The sequence below is a fragment of the Mycobacterium sp. NGS41 genome (assembly GCF_059812725.1).
Genome location: NZ_JCALDF010000011.1, coordinates 116,333 through 128,484 on the forward strand (window position 1 = coordinate 116,333; position 12,152 = coordinate 128,484).

The 12,152-nt window shown below is 65.5% G+C and carries 10 protein-coding genes; 8 read left to right on the forward strand and 2 right to left on the reverse strand.

Annotation, left to right across the window (positions count from 1 at the left end; translation table 11 throughout):
* Positions 1-24: 24 nt before the first annotated feature.
* A complete protein-coding gene (gene mmuM, locus AC5Y21_RS12980) occupies positions 25-891 on the reverse strand; it encodes a homocysteine S-methyltransferase (protein WP_499912841.1) in 867 nt (288 codons plus the stop codon).
* A gap of 305 nt (positions 892-1,196) precedes the next feature.
* On the opposite strand from mmuM, the gene clpX reads away from it, so the two are divergent.
* The 5 genes from clpX (at position 1,197) to AC5Y21_RS13005 (ending at position 8,053) form a co-directional block, all read left to right on the forward strand.
* Entirely contained in the window at positions 1,197-2,477 is a 1,281-nt protein-coding gene (gene clpX / locus AC5Y21_RS12985; protein WP_499912843.1) for an ATP-dependent Clp protease ATP-binding subunit ClpX, read from the forward strand.
* 313 nt (positions 2,478-2,790) lie between these two features.
* On the forward strand, positions 2,791-4,746 hold the full coding sequence (locus AC5Y21_RS12990) for a 2-oxoacid:acceptor oxidoreductase subunit alpha (RefSeq protein ID WP_499912889.1): 1,956 nt from the start codon (positions 2,791-2,793) through the stop codon (positions 4,744-4,746).
* Complete coding sequence (locus AC5Y21_RS12995) at positions 4,743-5,834, forward strand: 2-oxoacid:ferredoxin oxidoreductase subunit beta (RefSeq protein ID WP_499912845.1); 1,092 nt, start codon at positions 4,743-4,745, stop codon at positions 5,832-5,834. Before AC5Y21_RS12990 ends, AC5Y21_RS12995 begins: the two co-directional genes overlap by 4 nt.
* 1 nt (position 5,835) lies before the next feature.
* On the forward strand, positions 5,836-6,426 hold the full coding sequence (gene mobA / locus AC5Y21_RS13000; RefSeq protein WP_499912847.1) for a molybdenum cofactor guanylyltransferase: 591 nt from the start codon (positions 5,836-5,838) through the stop codon (positions 6,424-6,426).
* Positions 6,427-7,450: 1,024 nt separating this feature from the next.
* Positions 7,451-8,053: a transglycosylase family protein gene (locus tag AC5Y21_RS13005; RefSeq protein WP_499912890.1), complete on the forward strand. Its 603-nt coding sequence runs from the start codon at positions 7,451-7,453 to the stop codon at positions 8,051-8,053.
* A gap of 88 nt (positions 8,054-8,141) precedes the next feature.
* Here AC5Y21_RS13005 and AC5Y21_RS13010 read toward each other — a convergent pair whose 3' ends face one another.
* Positions 8,142-9,296: an FAD-dependent oxidoreductase gene (locus AC5Y21_RS13010; protein ID WP_499912849.1), complete on the reverse strand. Its 1,155-nt coding sequence runs from the start codon at positions 9,294-9,296 to the stop codon at positions 8,142-8,144.
* Positions 9,297-9,326: 30 nt separating this feature from the next.
* On the opposite strand from AC5Y21_RS13010, the gene AC5Y21_RS13015 reads away from it, so the two are divergent.
* The 3 genes from AC5Y21_RS13015 (at position 9,327) to AC5Y21_RS13025 (ending at position 12,091) form a co-directional block, all read left to right on the forward strand.
* Complete coding sequence (locus AC5Y21_RS13015) at positions 9,327-10,595, forward strand: saccharopine dehydrogenase family protein (RefSeq protein ID WP_499912851.1); 1,269 nt, start codon at positions 9,327-9,329, stop codon at positions 10,593-10,595.
* A gap of 98 nt (positions 10,596-10,693) precedes the next feature.
* Positions 10,694-11,275, forward strand: coding sequence for a DUF937 domain-containing protein (locus tag AC5Y21_RS13020; protein ID WP_499912852.1), 582 nt, complete (start codon positions 10,694-10,696; stop codon positions 11,273-11,275).
* 201 nt (positions 11,276-11,476) lie between these two features.
* Entirely contained in the window at positions 11,477-12,091 is a 615-nt protein-coding gene (locus tag AC5Y21_RS13025) for a LysM peptidoglycan-binding domain-containing protein (RefSeq protein WP_499912854.1), read from the forward strand.
* The last annotated feature ends 61 nt before the right edge of the window (positions 12,092-12,152 follow it).

A 12,152-nucleotide genomic window follows, 5' to 3' on the forward strand; every position in this document is an offset into this window, starting at 1 on the left:
AAGTGCGAGTGGCGCCCTGCGAAATTACAGGCTCGGTGAATGTGTCTGCGCCAGTTCGGCGATGTCGGCCGGCCGCACCCGGCAACATCCCCCGATGATGCGTGCTCCGGCGGCAACCCATTCCGACGCCAGTTCCGTGGAGAACGTCCGCGGGCCAACCCAGGCCCGCCCGTCCCAGCGCTCACCGCAGTTCGGGTAGACGATCACCGGCTTACCGATGTCCGCGAGGCGTATCGCCGGGAGCACGTCGTCGGGTGAACAGCAGTTGACTCCGACCGCGACGATCTCGGGAACCCCGGCGGCCACCGCGAACGCGTCGGAGAGGGGTTGGCCGGCGCGGGTCTTCGTCCCGTCGACGGTGTAGCTGAGCCAGGCCGGCACCCCGACCGAGCGCACCAGGTTGACCAGCGCGTCGCCCTCGTCGACGTCGGGCATTGTTTCCAGGGCCAGCACATCGGCGCCGGCCGCGGCCAGCACCTCCAGCCGGGGGCGATGCCACCGCGTCAACTCCGCCACGGACAGTCCGTAGCGTCCGCGGTACTCGGAGCCGTCGGCCAGCGCCGCACCGTACGGTCCGACCGAGGCGGCCACCAGCAGGCCGGCCGCGCCGACCTCGTCCCGCGCCGCTTTGGCGAGTTCGACGCTGCGGCGCAGCAGCGCGATGGCCCCGTCGCGGCCGATCCCGTGGGCCGCAAAGCCCTCGAACGATGCCTGATAGCTCGCGGTCGTCGCGATCGTGGCGCCGGCGCGAAAATAAGCCGCATGCACCTCGACGATCTTTTGCGGCTCATCCGCCAGTAGCTTGGCCGACCACAGCGGGTCGCTCAGGTCGTTCCCGCGGGCCTCCAGCTCCGTCGCCAGGCCTCCGTCGCTGATCAGCACGGATCCCACACCGCCACTGTAGGGCGATTCGTCGGGTGTAATGCCCGCATGCGGCGGGGGCTCACGCGGCTCGGTCGGGTAACGACCGCGACACGCCAGAGACACGGATAGCGCGTCTCGACAAGCCGTGGGCGCGGTCGGGCTATATGTTTCATTCAGACAGACAGCCGTGAATATCCCACGAATACCAAACACGCGATTCGGCGTTAACGGTCGCGGTGAGCAACAGCAAGCGGGTAGCGTCGTGGGATACCCGCGGCAGGCAAGACGAACAGGCTACAAGGAACCAACGAGAAAGTAGGCCCTGAAGCATCATGGCGCGCATCGGAGACGGCGGTGACTTGCTGAAGTGCTCGTTCTGCGGAAAGAGCCAAAAACAGGTCAAGAAACTCATCGCTGGCCCCGGCGTGTACATCTGCGATGAGTGCATCGACCTGTGCAACGAGATCATCGAAGAGGAACTTGCCGACGCTGACGACGTCAAACTCGACGAGCTGCCCAAGCCGGTCGAGATCCGGGAGTTCCTGGAGGGATACGTCATTGGCCAGGACACCGCCAAGCGAACGCTGGCCGTGGCGGTCTACAACCACTACAAGCGAATCCAGGCCGGCGAAAAGGGCCGTGACTCCCGGCACGAGCCGGTCGAGTTGACCAAGTCCAACATCCTGATGCTCGGGCCCACCGGCTGCGGCAAGACTTACCTGGCCCAGACGCTGGCCAAGATGCTCAACGTGCCGTTCGCGATCGCCGACGCCACCGCACTGACCGAGGCCGGTTACGTCGGTGAAGACGTCGAGAACATCTTGCTCAAACTCATCCAGGCCGCCGACTACGACGTCAAGCGCGCCGAGACCGGCATCATCTACATCGATGAGGTCGACAAGATCGCCCGCAAGAGCGAGAACCCGTCGATCACCCGCGACGTATCCGGTGAGGGCGTTCAGCAGGCCCTGCTGAAAATCCTGGAGGGCACCCAGGCGTCGGTACCTCCGCAGGGCGGCCGCAAGCACCCGCACCAGGAGTTCATCCAGATCGACACCACCAACGTGTTGTTCATCGTCGCGGGGGCGTTCGCCGGTCTGGAGAAGATCATCTACGAGCGGGTCGGCAAGCGTGGCCTGGGCTTCGGCGCCGAGGTCCGCTCCAAGGCCGAGATCGACACCACCGATCACTTCGCCGAAGTGATGCCCGAGGACCTGATCAAGTTCGGGCTGATCCCCGAATTCATCGGCCGGTTGCCGGTGGTCGCCTCGGTCACCAACCTGGACAAGGAGTCGTTGGTCAAGATCCTGTCCGAGCCGAAGAACGCGTTGGTCAAGCAGTACATCCGGCTCTTCGAGATGGACGGCGTGGAACTGGAGTTCACCGACGACGCGCTGGAGGCCATCGCGGACCAAGCGATCCACCGCGGCACCGGCGCCCGCGGCCTGCGGGCCATCATGGAAGAGGTCTTGCTGCCGGTGATGTACGACATCCCGAGCCGCGACGATGTCGCCAAGGTGGTCGTCACCAAGGAGACTGTGCAGGACAACGTGTTGCCGACGATCGTGCCGCGCAAACCGTCGCGTGCCGAGCGTCGCGACAAGACCGCCTGAGCACTCGCTTAGCAGCAAAAATAGAACGTGTTCTAGCGCCCGTCGGCGGCCGTCGGATTGTGCTGCGGATCGGGTTGGCTCTTAAGTGACCAAAACCACAGTTTGCTGGTGTTTTGGCCACGTATATAGCGTTGACGTCGGCTTTTAGCCGTTAAGAAGACGCAGACACCGGGCCGGACTCTGCAACCCAATCCTTAAAGTAATGCCATAATTGATACCGCTGGTGACTTGCACGTCAGGACGGGGGGAAGTCACTCCAACGGCGCGTAACCTGGCGGAGTGCCTGTCCGGAGAACAGATGGAAGGCGGAGACGTGGATCCGAACGGCAACGGGGCCGCGGCCGAGTCTCGTAACGGTGCTTCTGGCACCGGATCCAGTCGGCAACGCCTGGAAAATGTCGTTATCCGTTTCGCCGGCGATTCCGGCGACGGTATGCAGCTGACCGGTGACCGATTCACGTCGGAGGCAGCGCTCTTCGGCAACGATCTGGCCACCCAACCGAACTACCCCGCCGAGATCCGCGCGCCCGCAGGCACCCTGCCAGGAGTTTCGTCCTTCCAGATCCAGATCGCCGACTACGACATCCTGACCGCCGGCGACCGCCCCGACGTGCTGGTCGCGATGAACCCGGCAGCGCTGAAGGCCAACCTCGGCGACCTGCCGCGCGGGGGAATGGTCATCGCGAATTCCGACGAGTTCACCAAGCGCAACCTGACGAAAGTCGGCTATGTAACCAACCCGCTTGAGACCGATGAACTCGAGGAATACGTCGTGCATTCGGTCGCGATGACCACGCTGACGCTCGGGACCGTCGAGTCCATCGGCGCGACGAAAAAAGACGGCCAGCGGGCCAAGAACATGTTCGCGTTGGGGTTGTTGTCGTGGATGTACGGCCGGCCGATCGAGGCCAGTGAGAAGTTCATCAGGGAGAAGTTCGCCCGCAAGCCTGACATCGCCGAAGCCAACGTGTTGGCGCTGAAGGCGGGTTGGAACTACGGCGAAACCACCGAGGCGTTCGGCACCACCTACGAGGTGTCCAAGGCCTCGCTGCCGGCCGGCGAATACCGGCAGATCTCCGGCAACACCGCGCTGGCTTACGGGATCGTGGCGGCCGGTCGGTTGGCCGACAAGCAAGTCATGCTCGGCAGCTACCCGATCACCCCGGCGTCGGACATTCTGCACGAGCTGTCCAAGCACAAGAACTTCAATGTCATCACGTTCCAGGCCGAGGACGAGATCGGCGGCATCTGCGCTGCCATCGGCGCCTCCTACGGCGGTGCTTTAGGCGTCACCAGCACCTCGGGTCCAGGCATTTCGCTGAAGTCGGAAGCGCTCGGCCTTGCCGTGATGACCGAGTTGCCGCTGATTGTCGTCGACGTGCAGCGCGGCGGACCGTCGACGGGACTGCCCACCAAGACCGAACAGGCCGACCTGTTGCAGGCGCTTTTCGGCCGCAACGGTGAGTCGCCGGTGGCCGTGGTGGCGCCGCGATCTCCCTCTGACTGTTTTGAAACCGCCGTCGAGGCGGTACGGATCGCGGTGTCGTACCACACCCCGGTGATCGTGCTATCCGACGGTGCCATCGCCAACGGCTCCGAGCCGTGGCGGATCCCAGATGTCAGCTCGTTCAAGCCGATCAAGCACATCTTTGCCAAACCGGACGAGTCGTTCGAACCATACGCCCGCCACCCGGAGACCCTGGCCCGCCAGTTCGCGGTTCCGGGGACCCCCGGGCTGGAACACCGCATCGGTGGCTTGGAAGCGGCCAACGGCTCTGGCGACATCTCCTACGACCCGACTAATCACGACCTCATGGTGCGGATACGCAAGGCCAAGATCGACGGCATCAGCGTCCCAGATCTGGAAGTAGACGACCCGACCGGCGACGCCGAACTGCTGTTGATCGGTTGGGGCAGTTCCTACGGGCCAATCGGTGAAGCCTGTCGGCGGGCACGGCGCAGGGGAACCAGGGTCGCCCATGCTCATCTGCGGCATTTGAGCCCGTTCCCGGCGAATCTGGGCGATGTGTTGCACCAGTACCCGAGGGTGGTGTGCCCGGAGATGAATATGGGTCAGCTGGCGATGTTGCTGCGAGCGAAGTATTTGGTCGACGTGAAATCGGTCACCAAGGTCAAGGGTGTCTCGTTCCTGGCCGACGAGGTAGGGCGCTTTATCCGGGCCGCGCTAGCCGGGCGACTGGACGAACTCGAGCAAGACAAGACGATGGTCGCCAAATTGTCGGCGGCCAGGGTTGGAGCTAACGCATGACCGACCTGATGGGAAATCTGGCGGGCACCGACCTCGGTGTGACTGCGAAGTTGACGAAGAACGCCGGCGTCCCCACCACCGATCAGCCGCAGAAGGGCAAGGACTTCACCAGTGACCAAGAGGTCCGCTGGTGCCCCGGCTGCGGTGACTACGTCATCCTGAACACCATCCGCAACTTCCTGCCCGAACTCGGGCTGCGTCGCGAGAACATCGTCTTCATCAGTGGCATCGGATGCTCCAGCCGTTTCCCGTACTACCTCGAGACCTACGGATTCCACTCCATCCACGGTCGCGCCCCGGCGATCGCTACCGGTCTGGCGCTGGCCCGCGAGGATCTGTCGGTATGGGTGGTCACCGGCGATGGCGACGCCCTGTCGATCGGCGGCAACCACCTGATCCACGCGCTGCGCCGCAACGTCAACATCACGATTCTGTTGTTCAACAACCGGATCTACGGCCTGACCAAGGGCCAGTATTCACCGACGTCGGAGGTCGGCAAGGTCACCAAGTCGACGCCGATGGGTTCGCTGGACCACCCCTTCAACCCGGTGTCGCTGGCACTGGGCGCCGAGGCGACGTTTGTGGGCCGCGCGCTGGACTCCGACCGCGCCGGGCTGTCGGAGGTGTTGCGCGCCGCTGCCCAGCATCGCGGCGCCGCCGTGGTCGAGATTTTGCAGGACTGCCCGATCTTCAACGACGGTTCGTTCGACGCGCTGCGCAAGGAAGGCGCCGAGCAGCGGGTGATCAACGTGCGCCACGGCGAGCCGATCGTGTTCGGCGCCAACGGCGAATACTGCGTGGTGAAGTCGGGTTTCAGCCTCGAAGTGGCCAAGACCGCCGACGTGGCCGTCGAAGAGATCGTCGTGCACGACGCGCACGCCGACGATGCGGCCTACGCGTTTGCGCTGTCCCGGCTCTCCGACCAAAATCTCGAGCACACCGTGCTGGGAACCTTCCGCCACGTCAGCCGGCCCACCTACGATGACGCGGCCCGTTCCCAGGTCGAGGCCGCGCAGAGTTCGAAGCCGTCCGACGCCGCCGCGCTGCAATCGCTGCTGCGCGGCCGCGACACCTGGACCGTCGACTGAGGTGGCTGAACTTTCACTCGCCGGGGTCGTACTCGCCGGAGGCGAATCCCGGCGCATGGGCCGCGACAAAGCCACCTTGCCGGTTCCCGGGGGAACCGGCACCCTCGTCGAGCATGTGGTCGGCATTCTCGGGCAGCGCTGCGAACACGTTTTCGTGATTGCGGCCCCGGGGCAACCGTTGCCGGTGCTGCAGGTTCCTGTTCTGCGTGACGAACTGCGGGGGCTCGGTCCCTTGCCGGCGACCGGGCGCGGTTTGCGCGCGGCGGCCGGGGCTGGTGCGCGGCTCGCCTTTGTCTGCGCGGTCGACATGCCGTTTCTGGCTGTCGAGTTGATCGACGATCTTGCCCGCCGGGCTGTCGAGACGGGCGCCGAGGTGGTGTTGCCGTGGGACGGGCGGGATCACTACCTGGCCGCGGTGTATCGGACCGACCTTGCCGACCGGGTTGACGTCCTGGTCGGTGCCGGGGAGCGCAAGATGCGTGCATTGGTCGACGCTTCGGATGCTCAGCGGGTCGTGATGCCGGAATCCCGGTCGCTGACCAACCTCAACTCGGCGGCTGACTTGCGCACTCTGGTACATCCCGGGGCTTGATTTTAATTGCTTTGAACGGCCATTAAACGGCCGATTATATAGTGCTTTTTCTGTTTAATTAATATTGCGTCCGACAATGCTTTATTGCTTTGCCGACCCCGGGCTGTGGCTGCCCATCGAATCATGTTGGAAGAGCGGTGATTTGGGAGACTGTTCCCGCGTTAACCAGCAATTGTGGCAAATTTCCTAGTTGAAATGAGCTTGCTGGATGCGCCCCCTGGGCGCATCCCGTCGGGTCGCGCGTGCCTTTACGGCGGCAGTGCTTGCCGCCAACCGCTCTTCCTGCTAAAGGCGTTGATGCAGAGCAGAATTCGGTTCATTGATGTTTTGATGCGGGCACTCCTGTCCGAACCCCCGCGGTCGCGTGTGTTTGCTGGTGTCGTTGCCAGCGTGGACAACGAATAATGTTCTGGTACTGACCAATTGATAATCAGAGCTGAGTCCGGTGCCGCTGGCCGGGGCGAGTGGCCGGCCGCGGCGCGTCCGCGCCACAAGGCCTGGCATCGGCGCACCGCGACGGCTGCCACGCCCAGTCGGAGACCAGCCGCGCTGCGGGTCCGGCAAATCCGTGTCCCAGCTCACAAAATCCGCGTGATTCCGCTCACGATAAGTGCTGATCACGCAGCGTTGATGTAACTCGAAAATACCTCGCTGACCTGCAATGACAATTCCACGATCGCGTCGTGATCGTGTCGTTATAGGAGCGAGATATGCGCGCGTCAAAGATGACGAACGAATTTCTGTCTCGTACCGTCCTTACATAGCCCGACCACGGGCATATGAAACACAATAAAAATTGAATCCACGGACCCGCGTGTGAGCGGGGCTGCGGACGGCAGCAGCTTCAGCAGCCGCCGCGACCGGCGGTAAGCACCGCCGGGCAGATCGATAGCCCCGCTGTCGTGCCGAAACCGAGACGGCACGTCCCGAAGCAGCTAGTTCCGGACGGATCCGGATGCATTCAGCTACCCAACCCACAGCTGTGGGCTGGCTTTGGCGCGCGCGCACCGCGAAAGGAACAATGTTGAGGAACGTCCGCAAGACGCTCATCGTCGCCGCGATCACAGGGACGCTCGTGACACTGCCCTCCGCCGGAACCGCGATTGCGGAGCCGACGGACTTTGACCCGAACGTGGCCCCCGCGGGGCCGGCCCCGGACGCTGCGGCGCCTGGCTTCGACCCCGACGCGCCCCCGGCCCCGGACGCCCTGCCGCCCGGTCTGCCGGACGGCCTGGCGCCAGTCGACGCGCCCCCGGTGGCGGAGCCCGCGGGTTTCGACCCGAACGTGCCGGCGCCTCCCGCGCCGGACGCCCCGCCCGCGCCCTTTGGCTTCGACCCGAACGTGCCGCCGCCGGCGGACGCTGCGCCCGTTGAGGCGCCCCCCGCGCCCAAGGCGTACAGCGTGAACTGGGACGCGATCGCGGCCTGCGAGTCCGGCGGGAACTGGGGCATTAACACCGGTAACGGCTTCTCCGGTGGCCTGCAGTTCACCGCCAGCACCTGGCGGGCCAACGGTGGCGCCGGATCCGCGCAGAGCGCGAGCCGTGAGGAGCAGATTCGGGTGGCCGAGAACGTCCTGCACTCGCAGGGCATCGGCGCCTGGCCGGTCTGCGGCCGTCGCGGCTGATAAACCAATCAAAAGAGGATGCCGGGCGCAATGCGCCCGGCATCCTCTTTTTGCGGCCTGATCCGCTACACAGTCAGGGGCGACCGGCCTACGCGTCGGTGGGTAACGCGAACGCCGACCCCGCTGCTACGGACGCCAGATGGCGGATGAACAAGGTCTCGGGCACCAGCCCGCTCATGCGGCAGGCCACCGCGCTCAGAAACGCCGGACGCAGGTTGATCACCCGGCCGAGCAATGCCGACTCGCGCACCAGCGACGTGATCCGCGGGCGGCGGAAGGCGGCGAACCGGGCGAAGGCGGTCGGCAGGTCGGGGGCGCGCTCGACGAAGGCCCCCAGGATTGCGGCGTCTTCCAGCCCCTGGCAGCCGCCCTGGCCCAGATGCGGCCGCATCGGATGGGCCGCGTCGCCGACCAACACCACCCGCCCGGCTGCCCAGCACCTGGCTGGGGCGCGGTCGTAGAGGTCGTTTCGCAGCACGTCGGCCGGGGCCGTCGCGGCCAGCACTTCAGGGATGGGTTCCGGCCAGTCGGCCAGCTTGGCCCGCAGGTACGGCAACTCACCGTCGGGCGCCAGCTGCCCCTCGGGCGCGCGCTCGGTGGTGTACCAATATGTCCGGTCCGGCCCGATCGGGACGTGGCCGGTTTCGGCCCCGGGCCCAAGCGTCGCGCCGGCCAGTTCGGGGTCCATGGCGTAGTCGGCGATCCCGCGCCATGCCGTGTAGCCGGCGTACCGGTGGGTCAGCGGGCCGTTGAGGTGGCTGGCCACCATCGAGCCGGTGCCGTCGGCGCCGATCACCGCGTCCGCGCCGCGCACCGTGTCGTCCGACAACTTGAGCCGCATCCCGTCGGCGGTAGCAACAATTCCGTCGGCGGCCTGCCCGTATTCGATGCTGCCGGGGCGCACCGCAGCGGCCAGGATGTCGTGCAGTGCCGAGCGGTGAATCACGACCAGCGGCTCGCCCAGCGCGGAGATCACGGTGTTACTCGCGGGATGGCGCAGCCACGAGCCGTCGCGCCAGCGCAGCGCACCAGCCGCAACCCGGCCGCCTGCTTCGCGGACCGCGTCACCCAAGCCGAGCCGGTCCAGCGCGGCCAGCGCGTTGGGCCAGAGACTGATGGCGGCGCCGGTCGCGGCGTCGGTGCGGCGTTCGACGACGCGCACATCATGGTCGGACCGTTGCAGTGCGACCGCGGTGGCCAGGCCCGCGATACCCGCACCGACGACGACGATCCGCGCCATCAACGCAATCTAGCCGGGGGTAGCGTCGGTCCGGTGACCGCTACGCCGCGTGAATTCGACATCGTGTTGTACGGAGCAACCGGCTTCGTGGGCAAGCTGACGGCCGAGTACCTGGCCCGGGCGGGCGGGGACGCCCGCATCGCGCTGGCCGGCCGGTCAACCGAACGGCTGCTCAAGGTGCGCGACACGCTGAGGGAGTCCGGTCAGTCCTGGGCGGTGGTGACGGCGGACGCCTCGTCGCCGTCGACGCTGACCGCGATGGCGGCCCGGACACAGGTGGTCGTCACCACGGTCGGGCCCTACATGCGCTACGGACTGCCATTGGTGGCAGCGTGCGCCGAGGCTGGCACCGACTACGCCGACCTGACCGGCGAGCCACCGTTCGTCCGCGAAAGCATCGACTTTCACCACAAGCAGGCCGCCGACACCGGTGCCCGCATCGTGCACGCGTGTGGGTTCGACTCCATCCCTTCGGATCTCAGCGTGTACGCGCTGTACCGCGCGGCAGCGGAGGACGGCGCCGGCGAGCTCACCGACACCGACTTCGTAATGCGCTCCATGGCCGGTGGGTTGTCCGGCGGAACCATCGCGTCGATGCTGGAACTCCTGCGTGCGGTCTCCGCCGACGCAGAGTTGCGTCGGCAGTTCGTCGACCCCTACACCCTGAGCCCCGACCGTGGCGCGGAGCCTGATCTCGGCCGGCAGCCCGATCTGCCGTGGCGCCGTGGCGGTCAGATCGCGCCGGAGCTGAAAGGTCTGTGGACGGCCGGATTCATGATGGCCCCGACGAACACCCGAATCGTCCGCCGCAGCAATGCATTACTGGATTGGGTGTACGGCAGGGAGTTCCAGTATCGCGAAAGCATGAGCCTGGGCTCCTCGGCCGTGGCGCCGGTGGCGTCGGCCGTCCTCAGCGGGGTCGGCAATGTGATGACCGGATTGGGCAGCCGCTACTTCCGGCTGCTTCCGCGTGGGCTGGTGGAGCGTGTCGTTCCCAAGCCTGGCAGCGGCCCGAGTGACGCTGCCCGGGAGCGCGGCTACTACCGGACCGAGACTTACACCACCACAACCAGTGGGGCCCGCTATGTGGCGCGCATGTCCCAGCAGGGTGACCCGGGCTACAAGGCGACCTCGGTGTTGCTGGGGGAGTGCGCTCTTGCGCTGGCAAAAGACCGCGACAAGCTCTCCGACCTGCGCGGTGTGCTCACGCCCGCGGCCGCGATGGGCGATGCGTTGCTGGCGCGGTTCCCGGCTGCGGGTGTGTCGCTAGAGACGGAGCGGCTGGACCGACCGAGCACTTGAAATCCGCTTGCGCCAAGGCCTGTCGATCGCGATGGCGTCCGACTAGTGTCGAAGATGGCTTTGCTCTTCCATTTCAGCGACGAAGGTGGTTTGCAACGATGGCCGGTCTTGACGATCTTTTCGCACAAATCCCCACATCTGACATCGCAAGCAAATTAGGTGCGGACGAAAACGAAGTCGACAGCACGATCCGCACGCTGGTACCGGTACTGCTTGGCGGACTGCAGCAGAACTCGGATGATCCCGAACACGCCACCAAGATCGAGTCCGCCGCCACTAGCGCGCGCGGGCTCCTTGACGCCGGTGGGGGTGTCGACAAGGTGGACGAGAGCCAAGGGCATCAGGCGGTCGCGACACTCTTCGGCGGCAATGACACCGATCAGGTCGCAGCGGCGTTGGCCGGCGGTGGTGCCGGCAATCGCGACCTGATCAAGCAGTTGCTGCCGGTCGTGTTGCCGATTGTGTTGGCGTACGTCGGAAAACAGCTCACTTCCGGTGGCGGCGCGCAGACTAGTACCGCGCGGGAGGAAGCCTCCGGCGGCGGCCTGGGTGAAGTATTGGGCAGCATCCTCGGCGGCTCCAAGGACACATCCCTCGGCGGCATCCTTGGCAGCGTGCTGGGCAGCAAGGGCGGCGGACTCGGTGAGATTCTCGGCGGCCTGCTTGGCGGCAAGAAGTAGTCCAGCGCGGCGCTCATTCCGGAGTGTTCATCGTTAGTTTCGGGATGGGTTCGATTTGCGTCGAGAAGGTGATGCCCAGACCCAACCAAGATCAGTAGGTCGGTCCCAACCGACAGAGACATCTGAGGAAATCTAAGTCAGCTGAGGAAATCTGAGACACCCGGCGCAATGCCGGTGCCATGGGATAACGAGAGGAATGTCATGTCAGACACGCTCACCAAAGGCCAGAAGTTGGTGCGGGGGGAATCGCTGGCCTCGAACAATGGCGCCTACACCCTGACGCTGCAAGAAGACGGCAACCTGGTGCTGGCCTCGCGCGGCAAGCCGATCTGGTCGACCTCGACCAACGGTCAGGAAGTGGTGCGTGCCGAAGTGCAACCGGACGGCAACTTCGTCCTCTACACGGCGGACAAGCCGATCTGGCACAGCGACACCAAGGGCAAGAAAGACGTCAAACTCGTGCTCCAGGACGATCGCAATCTGGTGCTGTATGCCGCTGACGGACCGGCCTGGTCGACCAAGACCGAGACCGACCAGCCACCACCACCAGCGCCCGAGGCCGCCGCGGAGCCTGCCGCTGACGAGACCGACAAAGAGGCCGTCTCGGACGCCGTCGCCGAGCCCGTCGGCGAAGCCGCGCCAGAGCCCCCTCCGGAACCCGCCGCGCGCACTTACACCGTGGAGTCCGGCGACACCCTGTGGGCCATCTCAGAGCGGTTCTACGGAGATGGAAACAAGTACCAGGTCATCGCCGATGCCAGCGGCATCAGCAACCCGGATCTGATTCATCCGGGCCAAGTGCTGACAATTCCCTGATCGCGGCGCGGTAGACGCCACCCGCAGCGGGCTGACCGGGCCCGCTGCGGGGATTCGGGTG

Coding starts and splice junctions, on each gene's coding strand:
- clpX (WP_499912843.1), top strand. CDS start 1,197: ATGGCGCGCATCGGAGACGGCGGTGACTTGCTGAAGTGCTCGTTCTGC.
- AC5Y21_RS12995 (WP_499912845.1), top strand. CDS start 4,743: ATGACCGACCTGATGGGAAATCTGGCGGGCACCGACCTCGGTGTGACT.
- AC5Y21_RS13020 (WP_499912852.1), top strand. CDS start 10,694: ATGGCCGGTCTTGACGATCTTTTCGCACAAATCCCCACATCTGACATC.
- AC5Y21_RS13025 (WP_499912854.1), top strand. CDS start 11,477: ATGTCAGACACGCTCACCAAAGGCCAGAAGTTGGTGCGGGGGGAATCG.